Origin of the sequence: Parasutterella secunda (assembly GCF_023336895.1) — a bacterium.
Classification (GTDB): Bacteria; Pseudomonadota; Gammaproteobacteria; order Burkholderiales; family Burkholderiaceae_F; genus Aphodousia; species Aphodousia faecalis.
In genome coordinates, this window is record NZ_JAMBLT010000003.1 from 31,007 (window position 1) to 49,075 (window position 18,069).

Consider the following 18,069-nt stretch of genomic DNA (forward strand, 5'->3'; position numbering starts at 1 on the left):
GATAATAGACGGATTGTAACGGGAAATTTTCTTTTTCAGCATTATTATTGATGGATTAAGACTATCTCGAGAAAGTTTGTGAGCGATATCGTTAAAACATTTCCCCATTCGCCATTTGAACTGCACGCTCCTTATGAGCCGTCCGGTGATCAGCCTCAGGCCATTGAAGAATTAAATGAGGGGCTCGAGAGCGGTTTGGCGTTTCAAACACTGTTGGGGGTAACCGGGTCGGGTAAAACATTTACGATGGCTAACGTCATCGCACGTCAGGGAGTGCCCGCCTTGATCATGGCTCCGAATAAGACATTGGCCGCGCAGCTGTATTCGGAAATGCGGGAATTTTTTCCTAATAACGCGGTGGAATATTTCGTTTCGTATTACGACTACTATCAGCCGGAAGCCTATGTTCCCAGTCGAGATCTTTTCATAGAAAAAGATTCGGCCATCAATGAGCATATCGAGCAGATGCGTTTGGCTGCCACCAAAAGCATTCTTGAGCGCCGTGACACTATTATCGTGGCCACCGTCTCGGCAATTTACGGTATCGGTAAACCGGAAAGTTACACACAGATGCGTTTGATTATGCGAACGGGTGATGTCAAAAGCCGCTCGGATTTTATTTCGCAGCTGGTTCGCATGCAGTACAAGCGCAGTGAAATGGATTTCGCTCGCGGCACCTTCCGCGTCCGGGGAGACACTATTGATGTTTTCCCGGCCGAACACGCCGAGATGGCGGTTCGATTTGAGCTTTTTGATGATGAATTGGAATCCATCGCGCTCTTTGATCCGCTTACCGGAAAAATTGTTCAAAAAGTCACACGTTTTGTGATTTATCCGGCAAGCCACTACGTCACTCCTCGTGATGAAATTCTTCGGGCGATAGAAACCATCAAAGAAGAATTGCGGGAGCGAAAGAAATTTTTCTTGGATGAGGGCAAACTTGTTGAAGCACAGCGTCTTGAGCAGCGCACGCTTTTTGACTTGGAAATGCTCGATCAGGTGGGCTTTTGCAAGGGAATTGAAAATTATTCGCGCCATCTGACGGGCTTGGCCCCGGGTGTTGCGCCCCCGTGCTTAATTGATTACCTGCCTTCGGACTGTCTGATGTTTTTCGATGAATCCCATGTGATGATCGGTCAGTTAGGCGGTATGTACAGAGGAGACCGTTCCAGAAAAGAAACGCTTGTGCTCTATGGATTCAGATTGCCTTCTGCGTTGGATAACCGGCCGTTGCGCTTTGATGAATTCGAACGCAAGATGCGACGCAGCATCTTTGTTTCGGCAACGCCTGCGGACTATGAGCTTGAGCATTCCTCTCAAGTGGTCGAGCAAGTGGTCAGACCGACAGGGTTGGTTGATCCGGAGGTGATCGTAAGGCCGGCCAGCACTCAAGTTGACGATGTGCTCTCGGAAATCAATGAGCGGGTGAAAAAGGGCGAACGGGTTTTAGTGACAACGCTCACAAAACGGATGGCTGAAGATTTGACGGACTTTTTAAGTGACAACGGTGTCAAAGTTCGCTATTTGCATTCCGACATCGATACGGTTGAGCGTGTCGAGATCATTCGCGATCTTCGCGCGGGTGTTTTTGATGTGTTGGTTGGCATCAACCTTTTGCGTGAAGGGTTGGATATTCCGGAAGTGTCGCTCGTGGCTATTTTGGATGCTGATAAAGAAGGCTTTTTGCGAAGTGAGCGTTCATTGATCCAAACGATTGGCCGCGCGGCCAGAAATGTGGCGGGTACCGCTATTTTGTACGCCGATAAGATGACCGATTCGATGAAGCGGGCAATCGGAGAAACGGAGCGCCGCCGCGCTAAACAGAAAGCTTATAACGAAGCGCATGGCATTACGCCTAAGAGTGTTAAAAAAGAAGTTCGCGACATTATTGACGGTGTTTATAGGCCTGATGCACCCAGTCGGGAAGATATCGCGGAAAATGTGGGTTCGATGACTGAAAAAGAACTCTCAGCCCGAATTAAGAAACTCGAAAAAGAAATGTTCGAGTACGCTAAGAATCTTGATTTTGAAAAGGCGGCCGCTGTACGTGACAAGCTGGCTGAATTAAAGAGTCGGGTGTTGGGGGCAGGAGCGCCGACGGAAACCTGACAAAATTGACCGATTGTGTATACGTCTAAGTCAGTCGGTTTGCGCCAATAGACTAAAATGACAAAACTGTCGAATGATCAAAAAGGGACTTAAAAATGTCGATTACCACAACAATTCATACGGAAATGCGCCGCCAAGATCGGGCGGTGGATGATCCCACCATCATCAAAGCGTTCTTGCATCGCTGCAAGATGGTGACATTGGCTATTCACGATGAGCCTTTCCCGTACATTGTCCCGTTGAGCTATGGCTACGAAGTCAACAATGACGGCTTGATTTTTTACTTCCATGGCGCGGCTGAAGGCCACAAGATTGAGCTTTATAACAAAAACCCTCATGTCAGTTTCTGCGTGGCCGAACCGGCAGCAACCATCATCGAAGATAACCCCGCATGCCGTTCCGGTCAGAACTATTTTTCTGTGGTGGGTCGTGGTGTGATGGAACGTTTAACGGGCGATGATCGCGTTAAGGCGATGGACGCCATCATGCACCACTATATGGGAGACAACGGCGAGTTTTCTTGGACCTATCCTCAGGAGATGCTGGACAATATGGCCTTCTGGGCTCTTCGTGTACACGAATTGTCCGCCAAGACTCGTCAGGAAATGGCTTTCAGAAAGTAGTCTGATATGCAAAATTTTCACGATTTAATAGGAGGCTTTCACCATTTTCGAGCCAACTATTTTCTCAAAGAAAAAGAATTCTTTGAGGCATTGGCTCATTCGCAAAGTCCCAAGACAATGGTGATTGCCTGCTGCGACTCCAGAACGGATCCGGCCATCGTTTTGGGATGCAAGCCCGGAGACTTGTTTGTTGTCAGAAGCGTGGCGGCGATTGTGCCGCCTCCGGAAAAAGCCGGTGAGTATGACGCGGTCATGGCCGCGGTGGAGTACGGCGTCAAACACCTCAACGTTGAAAATATCGTTGTTATGGGTCACTCAAATTGTGGAGGCATTGCCGGACTTTTTAATCCGCAAACCTTAAAAGATGAGCGATATATCAATCGTTGGGTCTCTTTGGCGTGTCCGGCTGTTCATAAAATCGATGAAGAAAATCCGGATGAGTCTAAGGCAGAAAAGGCGCGCCTGTGTGAAGAAGCCACGGTTTTGTTGTCAATAGAAAATTTGCTCTCGTACCACTGGGTGGAGGAAGCGGTTCAAGCGGGAACGTTAACCCTGCACGCTCTTTATTACGATATGCGCAAAGGATTATTAAGCGTGTGGAATGGTGACTCGGAAAATTTTGAGCCTATTGCCAAGTAGGTTGGATGCTCTGACTCGGGCGGAGGCTGCGTAGTGTTGCCTATTGAGTCAGAAGGTGATTTAAGCGTTTGAAAATGCAAAACTTAATGCTACGGTTAGTGCGCTTTTCTTTTATTAAATGCAACGCAGTTCAACATCGATTGGGTGGAATGCAAACCCAACAATCCAGGAGATGAACGAAAACTGAAAAGTTCGTTTCCATTTTGATGTCTCAAAATAGAGTCGGATGTCCAGTCACCCGACTCTATGAATTATCTAGCGCAAAAATTCGATCACACGTTTTCTCGGAAGGCGAGATTTGGGCCGACTGGCATTAGAGTCGTTGTCTGCCCGATAACCCAAGGCGATGCCTACAACCGAGCGTTCATTTTTAGCTTTAAAGCCAAGAATCTCATCGAGCTTATCAAAGTCAAGCCCGCCCAATATGGTCGAGTCAACGCCAATTGCCGCAGCCGCCACAGTCACGCATCCTAAGGCGATAAAGGCCTGATTGCTCGCATACCGAAAGAGTCCTTCCGGATCATTATCAAATTTGTGCGAGTAAGTCAGACGGATCACATCCGGCCGTTCAGGACTTTTCCACCCGGTATAACGGCCATCTGCTTCTTCTTGGCGGTAAAGTTCCTCGAAAAATTCTTCGCTAAAGCAAGTTGGAACCGTGAAGATGATCAGTTGCGGAGCCTGCATGCGTTCAAAGTTAAAGTCCTTAACAGCCGGCATGATTTTTTCTTTCATCTTGGGCGTGTCGATGACGTAGAACTTCCACGGTTGAATATTTGTCGAAGAGGGTGAGAGTCGCAGTACTTCCAGAAGCGTATCCATGTCCTGATCGCTTACTCGGCGATTCGGATCGTAGTGTTTGGTGGTGTAGCGAGTGCGCATTAATTCAAGAATATCCATGGCGAACTCCTAAAACTTTTTAGCAATCAGAACACGCAGGGCACCGGATCCGCCTTCTTCGATCGGAGCTTGAACAAATGCCTGAACCTCTCGCATTTGTCGCAGCCACCGTCTGACAAGACCTTTGAGAACCGGTCCTTCTTCGCCGCTGTTAATGCCTTTTCCCGTGACAATGCGAACACAGCGGATATGAGCTTCGCGAGCCTGAAGGATAAAGTCCACAAGGGCACGTCTGGCTTCTTCGGTACGGTAGCCGTGTAAATCAAGGTGCGCTCCGACAGGCCAAAGTCCCCGGGATAATTTTTGCGCAAGGTCGATGCCGCAACCCACAGCGATGTACTCACGATCACCCCAATCATCAGCGCTGGCCCCATCGTAGCTATCCGAGAGACCCACTTCGGCACGCAATTTCAAAGGGGTTTGTTGAACCTTAGGGCGGGGAGGCTTTTTTGTCGACATCGCCCGCACATTTTTGTTTTCCAGCTTAGTGACACCCAGGCGTTGCATTTCTTTTTCAAAAAGATCGATTTCAGAAACATCCCTTTCGGTTGGTGTAACCCCGATGCGCTTCATCTCTGCGGCAAAAAGGGCGCGATCATCGTCTTCTTTTTCGCGTCTTTGAAGTCGGGCGGCGGCTTGCTTTTCCCGGATGATCGACTCTTCCGAAAGTTTTGTTTTAATGCCTTTTAAAGCTTCAAAACCTTTTGCCCGCATGGCTTTTACTCCAGGCTTTCCAAGTAGCGTTGGGCGTCCAAGGCGGCCATGCAGCCGGTGGCGGCACTGGTTACAGCTTGACGGTAAACAGGGTCTTGGCAGTCACCTGCGGCAAATACGCCTTCGATGTTGGTGGCCGTAGCGGCGTGATGACCGGTTCCTTGGGTAACAATGTAGCCGCCCTCAAGAGTCAACTCATCGGCGAAAATCTTCGTGTTGGGGGAGTGGCCGATGGCGACAAAAAGGCCATCTACAGAGATGCTTTCATCGGGTTTTCCGTCGGTGCTCTTTAACAGAACGCCGGTAACGCCCTGATCGTCACCGAGCACTTCTTTGACTTCGGCAAACAGATGCAGCACGATCTTACCTTCTTCGACTGCGTGCATCAGTTTTGTGACCATAATAGGCTCGGCCTTGAAAGTGTCGCGGCGGTGAACGAGGTGCACGATGCTTGCGATGTTGGATAAATAAAGTGCTTCTTCAAGAGCGGCATTGCCGCCGCCCACCACGGCAACGGGTTTCTTACGATAGAAAAATCCGTCGCAAGTGGCACAAGCCGAAACGCCGCGTCCTTTGTAACGGGTTTCCGATTCCAAACCAAGGTATTTGGCACTGGCGCCTGTGGCGATGATGAGTGCATCGCACGTGAAAGTCTTACCGGAATCGGCTTCCAAGCGAATAGGCTTTTCCTTTAAATGCGCGGCCGTGATGACATCAAATTCAATTCGCGTGCCGAAACGTTCGGCGTGATCCATGAAGCGTTGCATGAGATCGGGTCCTTGAGCACCGTTGACGTCTGCGGGCCAGTTTTCGATTTCAGAGGTCGTCATCAGTTGTCCGCCCTGCTCCATGCCGGTGATTAAAAGGGGATTTAAATTGGCGCGGGCAGCGTAAATGGCTGCCGTGTAGCCTGCGGGACCGGAACCGATGATAATAAGCTTTTCATGTTGAATGTTTTCTGACATTTTTAAACCTCTTTACTCAGTAGATCAGTTCATTGTATCCGAGTGCCATTACGAAAAGCACAGAAAAATTGAAAACAATAGTCAAGAAGCGTTCAAAATGAAAACAAACACCGTAAAATGGTAGGGTTGATTTCAGACGATAGATTGATGAAAAAACCGGCTCTCATAAAAGAAAAAGCTAAGAAAAACATATTGCAACCGTCAGCCCGAAAATCTTCACGTACGAAGGCCGCAACCGCTCCTGTCACGGTGAGCGCCGTTGTTAACGATCCTGTTCCCGTTGAGGATAAACGCAGAAAAGTCAGGCTCGGATCGGTGGCAGGCGTTTGCCTGCTCGTTTTCTCCGTTCTATACCTTTTGATGCTGATCTCCTATAACCAGGCAGATCCGTCTTTTACACACGCGGCTCCCAATGTTGCTCCTAAAAATTGGATCGGTCTACTGGGAGCTTGGGTGTCCGATATTGCCTTGTTTGCATTAGGGTGGTCGGCTTATTGGCTTTTCCCCGTAGCCTTGATGAGCGCCTGGCGCTGCCTGAGTCCTCATTACAGAAAGCTTTCTTTCGGCAGAATTTGGCACCTTTTCGGTTTACTGATTCTGTTGTGCGCGAGCACGTCTCTTGAGGCGCTCAGGTTGTATTACTTGGCCGAGCCCTTGCCCGGACAGGCGGGCGGTGTTCTGGGCCAATCCGTCATGACCGCTTGCGTCCCGGTGGTCGGTGTTTTGGGCTTAACGCTTTTGATGGTGGTGCTTGCCATGAGCGGCGCGGCCATCTTTTTCGACTTTTCATGGTTGGATGTGACCGAGAGAATCGGCACGCGCTTGGATCGCTTTTGGCATTTCTTTACCGATCGGCATGAGGCTAAGGTTGATCAGGAGCAGAGAAAAACCGCTCAGGAAGAATTGGCTCAACAGTTTAAGCAAGACATCCCTGCGTTGAGAAATTCGGATGATGTCATTGATGTGCAACCGGAACCCGTGCTTCCTGCCGTTAGCCGCCCGGTAATTAATCCGCAGGCAAAAGTGAAAAAGTCGGAAGTGGCGCTTGAAGCTCAACAAGACACTTTGTTTGAAGACGCTTCTCAGCCGATCCGTCCGTCGCTCCGTTTATTTGATCCGGCGGGTAATACCGAGCCATCTATTGATAAGGCTTCACTGGCTGTTATGAGCGGATTGATTGAAAGTAAGCTGGCCAGCTACGGCGTGACAGTGAAGGTGAAAGCCGCCAACCCGGGTCCCGTTGTTACCCGTTACGAAATTGAATTGGCCGAAGGGGTGAAAAGCTCAAGCGTTAAAAGTCTTGAGTCTGATTTGGCTCGAGTTTTGTCCGTTCAGTCTGTCCGTGTGCTCGACACTGTGCCCAATACGCCCTACATGGGTATTGAAGTGCCTAATCCGCGTCGTCAGCTCGTGAGAATTTCGGAGCTTTTAGGCTCTCAGGACTTTGCAAAATCCAAGGCGCTTTTGCCTTTGTGTTTGGGCAAACGCATTACCGGTGAGCCGTTTGTTGTTGACTTAGCCAAGATGCCTCACTTGCTCGTAGCCGGTACCACGGGCTCAGGAAAATCGGTTGGCGTCAACAGCATGATTTTGTCCCTTCTTTACAAGTTTGAGCCCTCAAAGTTACGTCTGATTTTGATTGACCCGAAGAAGGTGGAATTTGCCTACTACGAAGACATCCCGCATCTTCTCTGTCCGGTCGTCGACCAAATGAATGAGGCAAAGCACGGTTTGCAATGGTGTGTTAAGGAGATGGAGCGCCGCTATAAATTGGCCCATAGCATTAAGGTGAGAAACCTTGAAAGCTACAACGCCAAGGTTAAAGAAGCGCGTGAAGCGGGCACGCCCCTCATGAATCCTCTGGCGAAAAATGCCGGCGAGGAAGTTGAACTTGAAGAACTGCCTTATATCGTCGTCGTGGTCGATGAATTGGCGGACCTTTTGATGATTGATAAAAAGGGTGTGGAAGAGTCGCTTATTCGTCTGGCTCAAAAGGCTCGCGCGGCCGGCATTCATTTGCTTTTGGCCACGCAGCGCCCCAGCGCCGATGTCATCTCCGGGCTTTTGCGCACCAATATTCCTTCTCGCGCGGCGTTTCAGGTGGCCACCGGTTCCGATAGCCGCATCATTTTGGATCAGACAGGAGCTGAAAATCTTTTGGGTAACGGGGACTTTCTCTTTAAGATGCCAAGCCTTCAAGTGCTTGAACGTATCCAGGGGGCTTTTGTTACGGATGAAGAATTGGAACGCGTTGCACAAGCCCTGCGTCAGATGGCTAAACCCAACTATGTTGACGATGTTCTCGTGTCCGAAGAAGAGGAAGCGGCAGATTCCGATGAGCCGCGCGGCACAAACGGCGGCAGAAAAGATCCGCTATTTGATAAAGCCGTTCAGATTGTGGTTGAGAGCAACAAGTGTTCGGTTACCTATTTGCAAAGACGGCTTGGAGTGGGTTATCCGAGAGCGGCCAACATAGTCGAAGACATGGAAGCCGAGGGGATTGTCAGTCCGGCCGATTCCAGCGGTCGCCGAACCATTAACGCCAGAAATAATGGGGACTTGTGATGAAGAGCTTTGTGAGTGCGGCAGTTTTAACAGCGCTTGGCTGTTTCAGCCTGGCTTCTTTTGCAGCCGCGACCGATGATTTGAGTCGTTTTCTAAAGAATGTGACGAGTGCGCAAGGCTCCTTTGAGCAAAAAGTTTTTACTCGTGAAGGTGAAAATAAAGAGGCGGCCGGTACCGGCGATTTTGCTTTTCTTCGCCCCGGCAAATTTAAGTGGCACTATAACGCGCCTTTTGAAGAGCTCATTGTGACCGATGGGAAAACGCTTTGGCTCTATGACACGGAACTTGAGCAAGTTACGCAAAAACAATTATCAGGAGCGATTCCTGCGTCTCCTGCCTTGCTTTTATTTGGAGCACAGGATTTTCGTAAAGATTTCAATGTCGAAAATTTAGCTTCAAAAGACGGGTTGGATTGGCTAAAAGCAACACCGAAAGATGACAGTAATGCCTTTTCTGAAGTGCGAATTGGCTTTAAAAACGGTTTGCCGCAGGAAATGACACTTAAAGATAATTTCGGGCAGGAAACACGCTTGTCTTTTGAAAATTTCAAAACCAACGTTAAATTGCAGGCTTCAGACTTTGTTTTCAAGATTCCCAAGGGTGTGGAAGTGCTTAAAGATAGTAGTTCTTTTTAGTAGTTCAGATTCTTCAACGTTAATAACCAGAGCCCTACACGAAATAGAAACTCCCGCTTAAACCATATTCTCAAAGCGGGAGTTTTTTGCGTGCTAAGACCTGAAGTTTTCTCCAAGTCTGCAGAAGCGCTTTAGACGAAGCGGCAAACGTGATCAACGGCGATGTCGGAGAAACCGTATGCTTCGGCTTTCGTGAGTTTGCCGTTGGCGATAGCGACGATCTCGTCAAAGAGTTCCGCTCCCATCGCTTGGTAGCTTTTTTCACCGCGCACAATAGGTGAGAGATCGTAGTCCATGTTGTCTTCCATGCACCGATAAGTCCGCTCATTGGCGGTCACTTTCATCACCGGAGCAATAGCGTTACCCGTGGGAGTGCCCCGTCCTGTCGTGAAAATTACCACTTGACAGCCGGCCGCAACCATTGATGTGACCGATGAGATGTCATAGCCCGCGGTGTCCATGACAATGGCGCCTTGGCGAGTGGGGCGTTCGGCTTGCTGAAGCACTTCAACGATGGGACGCGTGCCGCCTTTTCGAATGCAGCCTAAGCTCTTTTCATCCAAAGTCGAGAGGCCTCCGGCTTTGTTGCCTGGAGTGGGCTGGCCGGCTCGGCAGTCTTGACCGACAGCTTTGAGATGGTCTTCGTAGTCGCGGCAGATTTTGATGACTTCGTTGTGCAATTTTGTGGTCGCGGCGCGTCGGGCAAGCACATGTTCACCCCCAATCCATTCAATGGATTCGCTTAAAAGCGTACTGGCTCCATGATCAACCAAAAGATCGCTTAATTCACCCACGGCCGGATTGCTGCCGATACCGGAAGTCGCATCCGATCCTCCGCATTCAATACCTAAAAAGAGTTCGCTCAGATCAAAAAGCTCTTTTTGTTGCATGCCGGCTTGGGCGGCCATTTCGCGTGCGGCTCGTACCGCTTTTTCAATCGTCTTGAGCGTGCCGCCTTCTTCCTGAATGCCAAAGGAGACAACCGGTTTTGAGGTCATGGCGCAGATCTTTTCGCGCAATTGTTTGTGTCCGACCGTCTCGCAACCAAGACCAATGATGACAACACCGTAGACATTGGGATTGCAGGCAAACCCAGTGAGAATTTTCTGAGACATGGCCGTATTGGCGGCCACGTCCGAGCACCCAGTGTTGAAAATGATGTTGACAGCGCCGCGTACTTGGCTGGCTACGATGCGAGCGGTTTCGCTGCCGCATGCGCAGCCCGGCAAAATAAGCACGTGGTTGCGGATGCCGGGACGGCCTTCTGCGCGACGATAGCCCCAGAATTTAACGCCGCTCTTTGTTGGTACAAACTGAGGAACTTCTTCGTCAGTTTCTTCAATGAGTTCGCTTTCGTAATCACGCGGAACGCTGTAAATATTATTGTGATCAACCAATTGACCGACTTCAATGGCGCAGGTGCTGCGGCCGATACGTTCGCCATACTTTAAAACATCCGCTCCTTTTTCAATCGGTTTAATGGCGACCTTGTGACAGGCAGGAATATTGTCTTTAGCGCTAAGAGTACAGAGTTGACCGTTTTGCGAATAAATAACTTTTGAACCCAAGGCAACGTCTTTAACACAAACGACGATGTTGTCCTTAGTGTCCATTAACAACGCATTGATGTCCATGAAGCGACCTCCGGGAAGTTATAGTTTTTTCGCTCCATAGCATAACGCTGATTTTTATGGACGCATAGAAAAACTGGTTTTCTTTAGACAAAACTCAAACTCCCGTTAGACGAATGCTAAACGGGAGGTTGAGTTTTTAGAGGAAAGGCAAAGAGCAATCAGCCGGCAATGGCTCGTGTTTGATTGCCTTGACTCTTTTGAGACAAATTGCCTTTTTTGACTTTTTGTGTGAGGTGGTAAATCACGTAGCACAGAACCGTGAAGGGCACGCCGCAGTAAAGGGCGATGCGTTGTGCCGGATCGATTCCCATACCCACCATGACAATGACGCACATGGCCCCGCCCACAATCGGCACCCACGGGAACCACGGGCTCTTGTACTTGAGTTCAGACAAGCTGTGGCCGGAGGCAATAAATTGCTTTCTGAAGCGGTAGTGGGCCACGCAGATACTGAGCCACACGGCCACGGTGGAAAAGCCCACAATCGAGGTGAGAATCACAAAGACCGTGTCAGCCGCCATGACGCTTGAAGCCAGAGCCAAGAGACCGCCCAGCATGCTAAAGGCAAGAGCGTTGACCGGCACGCCGCGCTTATTGAGCTTGGCAAGACCGGCGGGCATCATGCCGTCGTGTCCCAAGGACCAAACCATACGGCCGGACGCAAATAAGCCCGTGTTGGCCGAAGACAAAATCGCCGTGATAATCACGAAATTGAAGATGTCGGCGGCATAGGGGATGCCCATTTGTTCAAAGACAGTGATAAAGGGGCTCTTGGAGACTGTGGCCGCTTCTGAGGGCAAAAGCGTTGCGACAATCAAAACCGTACCCACGAAAAAGACGACCAGGCGCAAAAGCGAAGCGCGCACGGCCATCGGAATAACCTTTTCGGGGTTATTGGTTTCGCCGGCGGCCACGCCGATCAATTCCGTGCCGGAGTAGGCAAAGCAGACCGTTACCATCGTAAACAGAAGCGGTGTGATGCCATTAGGCAGCAAACCTCCTTCGCCCACCAAGTGCGTCAGACCCGGAGAGCCGGATTCACCGAAGGGAATCACGTCAAAGAACGCGCATGCGCCCAAGACGATGAAAACCTGAATCGTCACGACTTTGATAATGGAGAGGAAAAATTCGCTTTCAGCAAAAAAGCGCGTATCCACCACATTAAGTAAGAAAATAATCGTGCCGAAAATCAAGCACCAGGACCACACCGGCACCTGCGGGAACCAGTATTGCATGGCAAAGCCCACAGCGGTAAAAGCCGTGCCGAGGGTGACGGTCCAGTTGAGCCAATACAGCCATGCCACGGCATAACCCGAAGCAGGGGAGATGTATTTGCTTGCATAAAGATGGAAAGAACCGGGATCAGGGTGAGCGACGGAAAGTTCGCCTAAGCTCAACATGATCAGGTACACCATAAATGCACCGATCAAGTACGCAAGCACGGTACCGAAAGCACCGACGTTTGCGATGATATGACCCGTTCCAAAAAAGAGTCCGCTGCCGATCACGCCGCCAAGACTCAACATAATCAAATGGCGCAATTGCATCGAGCGTTGAAATTGGGACTCGTTGTTCGCCGTAATGTTTTGGGAGTTCATAATGCCTTTCCCCCAAAGTGCTGCTATTGCGTTCTAGCGCCGAGGGTACACAGGCTATTACCCAAGGACTCAGGATCTTGTCTTCGACGAGTAGTTTCTCGCTTCGAAGCTAGTCCGACAATAACAACTTGTTTTAAAAAGATGTCCGTCGTCCAAACGTTCATCTCGCGTTTTCTCGGAGGTTGTCTCCCCCGATACGGTGGTCAACACATTTAACAGTTTTTGGTTGTTTGACACCGCGATATTAGGGATAAATGACCGCGATATCAAGAGCAGGACGAAATATTTTTTCTAACTGTCAAACTACACACAATATATACCATGAATAGCGATCAAAAGGGCATATTTTCCAATCTATGGTGTGTGTTTTTAGGGACAGAAATAAGACGCTTGTAGGCAAAATCGACTACAAAGTTCGGATTTAAGGCGATTAAAATAGTGGATGTTTTTGTGTTAAGCGGAGAGAGAAATGTCCGATGCTATGTGGGGCGGGCGATTTGACCTGCCGATGGATCATTTGGTTCAGGAATTCAATGCGACGATTTTGATTGAAAAGCGCGTGACGCCTTTTTCGATTATCGGCAGCACGGCGCATGTGCATATGCTTGCTGCGCAAAACATTCTGACGCAGTCAGAAGCCGAAGCGATTCTCCAGGGTTTGCAAGCCGTCCGTCAAGAAGTTGAGGACGGCAAATTTGTATTTGATGTAGCGGACGAAGACATTCAGATGGCCATTGAGCGGCGCGTCACGGAAATCGTGGGACCGGTGGGCGGAAAGATGCACACGGCCCGTTCCCGCAACGATCAGGCGCAGTTGGATGTCAGACTTTACACGAGACACGCAATCGAGGAAATTATTAAAGCGATCCGTGATTTGCAGCGAACGATTATCGCCAAAGCCGAGCAATACATGGGGGTGATGTTTCCGGGCTATACGCATTTTCAAACCGGGCAACCCATTTTGTTTTCCCATTGGATGATGGCTTATTTTTGGATGCTTGAGCGCGATATCGGGCGTTTTGAAGACGCTTATAAACGCTTAAATGTCTGCCCATTGGGCGCAGCCGCCATGGCAGGGACCACTTTCCCGATTGATCGTGAAATGACCGCTAAAGAAATGGGCTTTGAGGGACCGAGTGAAAATTCAGTCGATACGATCGGCGATCGTGATCATTTGATTGAAACAGACTCCGCTGCCGCCATTTGCATGATGCATTTAAGTCGTTTGTGCGAAGAAATTGTGCTCTTTACCAGTCAAGACATTCACTTTTTTGAATTGTCTGATGATTTCTGCACGGGCTCTTCCATCATGCCTAATAAGAAAAATCCGGATATCGCCGAAAAGATTCGCGGCAAAGCCGGCCGAGTGTTCGGCAACCTTCAGGCGATGCTTGCGATGATGAAAGGGTTGCCCCTGGCCTTCAATACCGATATGAGTGAGGATAAAGAGCCGACGTTTGATTCTGTGGATACGCTTCACATGAGTCTTCGTATATTGAAACCCATGCTTGAGAAGATGACGGTTAACGCGGAGCAGGCTAGAGTGGGAGCGGGCAGGGGATACTCCAATGCCACGGACTTGGCGGACTACCTCGCCCGCAAAGGTATTCCTTTCCGTCAGGCCCACCACATCGTCGGTCACATCGTCAATTACTGCATTAAGCACAATACGGATCTTGAACGCATGACGCTGCAAGAGTACAAACAGTTTTCCGATGCGATTGAAGACGATATTCATCAATTCATCACGCTTGAAGCCTGTGTTGCCGCGCGACGTTCATTCGGCGGCACCGCGCCGGAACGGGTCAAAGAACAAATTGAGCGCGCTCGCGCCCGCCTAGCTCTTACTCATTGCGGAGTTTAAAAAATGTCAGTTTTAACGTTGACGCAAGATGATGTTCTCGGTGTTTTACCAAAAGTGGATGTTTTTTCAACGGTTGAATCCATGTTTGCCGCCTTGGGGCGGGGAGAGGCTGTTCAGCCTAAACAGGTTCAAACGCTTTTCCCTCAAGGTAAAGGTGACTTCATCAACTACAGTGGCGTTTGGATGAGTGCCGGCGTGTACGGTTTAAAAACATCACCCTTTATTGTTCAGGAGAAGGGCTATACAGTCACCGCCTGGACTCTTTTAATGTCCACGCAAACGGGCAATCCTTTGCTTTTAGTCGATAGCTCCAGACTTACGCTCGAGAGAACCGCGGCAACGACAGCCGTTGCCGTGAAATATTTGGCTTGTGCCAAAGCTCGCCGTCTGGCCGTAATCGGTACAGGTCCTCAAGCGTTGGCGCATATTCGCTACGTACAGGGTCTTCGCGATTGGGACAGTATTCGAGTGTGGTCCCTGAACAGTCATGAGTTATCCGAAGACAAGCGGGAAGAATTCTTTAAAGCCGGTCAAGGCAAGCTGCAATTTGTGCAGACGAAAGCTCAGGCGATAGAAAAGGCCGATGTGATCATGCTCTGCACCAGCGCGGCCGCCTCCGTTCTTGAAGCCAAAGATATTGATGGCGCTCCCTTAATTACGTCAATCTCCACCAATGCGCCGGGCGCCCATGAAATTGATCCTGCCCTGTTGCCCGTGATGGACGTTTATTGCGACTGCTCGGCTACGACCGCTACGGTGGCCGGCGAAATGAAACAGGCTATTGAAGCCGGAATATGGAGCGCAGAGCAAGTTAAAGGCGATTTAGGAGCCCTTGTAAATCACACCTGTGATTGTCCCGTCTATGACAAACCGGTCTTTTTCCGCTCAATCGGTCAAGGTCTGGAAGATATTGCCGTGGCTTTGGCAGTGTTCAAAGAAGTTCAAAAGAAGGATAAATAAAAATGAAAATTGAAGCGTTCGGTGTAGAACAATGGATGAATGAGTGGGAAACGAAGTGCGCCTACAACGTTGCGGAAACCTGCGTGGAGTCCATTACGGTTAAAGAACTTCTTGAATTAGCAGGAGTCAGCGAGCAAAAGATGACTGCTGACCTTCTGGATAAAAAATTAACCTACGGTTGGATCGAAGGCAGCACGAAAGTCCGTGAATTAATTGCTGGGCTGTATCAAAAGCAAACGCCAGAAAACATTCTCACAACGCATGGCTGCATCGGTGCGAACATGTTGGTGCATGAAACGTTGGTGGAACCTGGTGATCATGTGATTTCCGTGATTCCAACCTATCAGCAGCACTATTCCATTCCGGAAAGTTTCGGCGCACATATTGAAACCTTGAGGTTAAAACCGGAACACGGTTTTTTGCCGGACTTAAATGAATTGCGTGCCATGGTCAAGCCGCACACCAAACTCATTTGTATCAACAATCCGAATAATCCCACGGGCGCTTTGATGGATGAAAAACTGCTTCGTGATATTTGCGAGATTGCCCGCTCGGTTGGTGCTTGGGTTCTTTGTGATGAGGTCTATCGTGGTTTAACCCAAGACGATGTATATAGCCCCTCTGTGGCTGATCTCTACGAAAGGGGAATCAGCACAGGCAGTATGTCCAAGGTGTTTAGTTTGGCCGGTTTGCGTTTCGGTTGGATCGCAGCGCCCAGAACACTCATTGAGGCGGTTTTGCATCATCGTGACTACAACACCATCAGTGTTGGCATGCTCGATGAATACTTTACGGAAATCGCCCTTGGCGCTAAAGACAAAATTTTGGCCCGCAATCGTCAAATCATTCGTGAGAACCTTCAGATTTTGGACGAATGGGTTAAAAGTGAGCCTCGAGCCTCTTATGTCAAACCTAAAGCCGGTACAACCGCGTTCGTCAAAATCGATACGGTCTTGTCTTCACATGAATTCTGCGAGCGTTTAGTCAAAGAAAAAGGCGTGATGTTTACGCCGGGTTCTGCCTTGCATACCGAAGGTTATGTCAGAATCGGCTACGCTAATAACAAGGAAGTCTTGAAGAAGGGACTCGCTTTGACGAGTGAATTCTTGAAAGAAATCCCGTAGTACGGTGACAGAGATGCCGAATTCTGAATAAAGTGTTGGAATTCGGCATAGCTCTTTAAATAGGCGCTGAAAAAACAAAACCTGCACTTCGCGAAAAGTGCAGGTTTTTCAATATGGCTCCCCGAGTTGGGTTCGAACCAACGACCTGCGGATTAACAGTCCGTCGCTCTACCGACTGAGCTATCGGGGAATGAAGAAGTCCGAAAATCGAACTCAATCATATAAATTGTTTGGCTCCCCGAGTTGGGTTCGAACCAACGACCTGCGGATTAACAGTCCGTCGCTCTACCGACTGAGCTATCGGGGAATCGAGATTGAGAATTCTACGCATTCTTTAAAAAAAAGCAAGGTTCTTTCTGAAAAATTTCAGTGCCGTCCAAATAGAAAATATGCATAGGTTAATTTCTGGGAGTCCTTTTCAATAAATACAGGGCTTGCCAGGGTAGCCTCTAAAAGTAGGCCCTCTGACTGATTTTTACCCAAAATTAAACTCCATTTGTTGCTGTTTTTTAGGCGGCGACTGCTTCTGTATTCGAAAATCCGGTCGATTTATCCATACGTCCAATTTTTTATACGTCAGAAGATTCAAACCTACAAATTTCAACAGTCTCGAAAAACTCCAACGATAACGAGCAACGCGCCTTAATATCTCAATCAGTAGGGTTGCGACGGCTGCTGTCTATATTTGAGTCATCACGGCATTTTCCGAGGTCCCTATAAAGCTTTTAATCTTTAGATTCTGCTTGAGCTTTTTGAAAAACAACTCGATTTGCCAGCGCTTACGGTATAGATCGGCTATCTGTGTGGCCGTCAGATCGAAATCATTGCTCAGGAAATCAAACCAGCGATTATTCTCAGAGTCATACCATTGCACCAGTCTGAAGCGAGTATTTCCGCAAACTTTTCTCGCTTGTTCTTGTGTGAATTGAAAGCCATAGTCCCCATAGTTATCTTTTTCCTCAATGATGTCATCCTTTAAACGTGTGGTTTTGGCATTATCTTTGATGCGCGTGACAAACTTCGTTCCCCGTTGGGTTAACCACATAAACAGTTTGTAGTCGTTATAACCTCTGTCCATGACGACGGTGATATCTTTTGATCCTAAAGCTTCAATGGCCGCCTTGGCTTCTTTCACGTCAGCTCTTTTCCCGTGGGTCATATTCATGACAACGGGCAGTTGCAGATCTTCATCTAACACAGTATGGAGCTTAAAACCGCCTTTAGCTCGTCGATATCGAGCCCATTGGAAACGTGATAGGCACACAGAAATGGTTGTAGAGTCCAGTGCGTAGACGGGATGGAAATAGTCTTGGTCCAAATGCCCTTTAAAAAGCTGGGCGTAAGTTTGCAATAAACGAAAGTAAAGATTCTTAGCTATCTCATAGGAACGATGCTCATTGGCGTAGGCCAAGGTGGTTCGTCCCATGGCCTTAGCGGATGCATGTTGAAGTTTGCCGACGGCAGAAATGAGACCGTCTTCAATCTCTCTTAACGAGTCACAGCCAGCCAAATGGCAAAACAGTAAGCAAACCAGTTGATCCCAAAAAGTAAATTGACGAGCATTACTTCTAGGGCTTAATCGTTTATCTTCGTCAAAGATCCAGGCTTGGGGGAGATATTTCAACAGCTGCGCAAAGAAGCTGATCGGAGCATTTTGGTTGGCAGTTTCGCTAAAATAAGTGTCCATGGCGGTTTTTTGATTTTTAGTGTGGAAACTCAAAATCTACAAAGAAAACCGC

14 protein-coding genes and 2 tRNA genes are annotated in these 18,069 nt (G+C 48.8%); 8 read left to right on the forward strand and 8 right to left on the reverse strand.

Annotated features, from left to right (window positions below):
- Positions 1-78 precede the first annotated feature (78 nt).
- The 3 genes from uvrB to M3080_RS04190 all read left to right on the forward strand — a co-directional run bounded on the left by uvrB (position 79) and on the right by M3080_RS04190 (position 3,371).
- Positions 79-2,109, forward strand: a complete 2,031-nt coding sequence (uvrB, locus tag M3080_RS04180) for an excinuclease ABC subunit UvrB (protein WP_022472874.1) — start codon at positions 79-81, stop codon at positions 2,107-2,109.
- A gap of 95 nt (positions 2,110-2,204) precedes the next feature.
- Positions 2,205-2,732, forward strand: a complete 528-nt coding sequence (locus M3080_RS04185) for a pyridoxamine 5'-phosphate oxidase family protein (protein ID WP_022472875.1) — start codon at positions 2,205-2,207, stop codon at positions 2,730-2,732.
- 6 nt (positions 2,733-2,738) lie between these two features.
- Entirely contained in the window at positions 2,739-3,371 is a 633-nt protein-coding gene (locus M3080_RS04190) for a carbonic anhydrase (RefSeq protein ID WP_249092028.1), read from the forward strand.
- 255 nt (positions 3,372-3,626) lie between these two features.
- Here M3080_RS04190 and M3080_RS04195 read toward each other — a convergent pair whose 3' ends face one another.
- From M3080_RS04195 to trxB, 3 genes are read right to left on the reverse strand one after another with little or no spacing between them, the layout of a single operon-like run.
- Positions 3,627-4,271: a nitroreductase family protein gene (locus tag M3080_RS04195; RefSeq protein WP_249092029.1), complete on the reverse strand. Its 645-nt coding sequence runs from the start codon at positions 4,269-4,271 to the stop codon at positions 3,627-3,629.
- Positions 4,272-4,280: 9 nt separating this feature from the next.
- On the reverse strand, positions 4,281-4,985 hold the full coding sequence (locus M3080_RS04200) for a Smr/MutS family protein (protein ID WP_249092030.1): 705 nt from the start codon (positions 4,983-4,985) through the stop codon (positions 4,281-4,283).
- A 5-nt stretch (positions 4,986-4,990) separates the two neighbouring features.
- Positions 4,991-5,950, reverse strand: a complete 960-nt coding sequence (gene trxB, locus M3080_RS04205) for a thioredoxin-disulfide reductase (RefSeq protein WP_249092031.1) — start codon at positions 5,948-5,950, stop codon at positions 4,991-4,993.
- 147 nt (positions 5,951-6,097) lie between these two features.
- Between trxB and M3080_RS04210 the strand changes: the two genes are divergently transcribed.
- Positions 6,098-8,515, forward strand: a complete 2,418-nt coding sequence (locus tag M3080_RS04210; protein WP_249092032.1) for a DNA translocase FtsK — start codon at positions 6,098-6,100, stop codon at positions 8,513-8,515.
- Positions 8,515-9,150, forward strand: coding sequence for an outer membrane lipoprotein periplasmic chaperone LolA (gene lolA / locus M3080_RS04215; RefSeq protein WP_249092033.1), 636 nt, complete (start codon positions 8,515-8,517; stop codon positions 9,148-9,150). Before M3080_RS04210 ends, lolA begins: the two co-directional genes overlap by 1 nt.
- Positions 9,151-9,281: 131 nt before the next feature.
- Here lolA and M3080_RS04220 read toward each other — a convergent pair whose 3' ends face one another.
- Both M3080_RS04220 and M3080_RS04225 read right to left on the reverse strand, forming a co-directional pair.
- Entirely contained in the window at positions 9,282-10,784 is a 1,503-nt protein-coding gene (locus M3080_RS04220; RefSeq protein ID WP_249092034.1) for a UxaA family hydrolase, read from the reverse strand.
- A 158-nt stretch (positions 10,785-10,942) separates the two neighbouring features.
- Complete coding sequence (locus M3080_RS04225) at positions 10,943-12,382, reverse strand: amino acid permease (RefSeq protein ID WP_249092035.1); 1,440 nt, start codon at positions 12,380-12,382, stop codon at positions 10,943-10,945.
- Between the two features lie 469 nt (positions 12,383-12,851).
- Between M3080_RS04225 and argH the strand changes: the two genes are divergently transcribed.
- From argH to M3080_RS04240, 3 genes are read left to right on the forward strand one after another with little or no spacing between them, the layout of a single operon-like run.
- The gene (gene argH, locus M3080_RS04230) at positions 12,852-14,246 is read left to right on the forward strand and encodes an argininosuccinate lyase (RefSeq protein ID WP_249092036.1); all 1,395 of its coding nucleotides are present in this window, start codon (positions 12,852-12,854) and stop codon (positions 14,244-14,246) included.
- 3 nt (positions 14,247-14,249) lie between these two features.
- Positions 14,250-15,206: an ornithine cyclodeaminase family protein gene (locus M3080_RS04235; protein ID WP_249092037.1), complete on the forward strand. Its 957-nt coding sequence runs from the start codon at positions 14,250-14,252 to the stop codon at positions 15,204-15,206.
- A gap of 2 nt (positions 15,207-15,208) precedes the next feature.
- Positions 15,209-16,330 carry an aminotransferase gene (locus tag M3080_RS04240; RefSeq protein ID WP_249092038.1) on the forward strand — a complete coding sequence of 374 codons (1,122 nt, stop codon included), beginning with the start codon at positions 15,209-15,211 and terminating at the stop codon, positions 16,328-16,330.
- 114 nt (positions 16,331-16,444) lie between these two features.
- Here the strand turns inward: M3080_RS04240 and M3080_RS04245 are convergent.
- The 3 genes from M3080_RS04245 to M3080_RS04255 all read right to left on the reverse strand — a co-directional run bounded on the left by M3080_RS04245 (position 16,445) and on the right by M3080_RS04255 (position 18,017).
- Positions 16,445-16,520: transfer RNA gene (locus M3080_RS04245), tRNA-Asn, on the reverse strand.
- A gap of 41 nt (positions 16,521-16,561) precedes the next feature.
- Positions 16,562-16,637, reverse strand: a tRNA-Asn gene (locus tag M3080_RS04250).
- A 372-nt stretch (positions 16,638-17,009) separates the two neighbouring features.
- On the reverse strand, positions 17,010-18,017 hold the full coding sequence (locus M3080_RS04255) for an IS4 family transposase (protein ID WP_249092039.1): 1,008 nt from the start codon (positions 18,015-18,017) through the stop codon (positions 17,010-17,012).
- Positions 18,018-18,069: the final 52 nt, after the last annotated feature.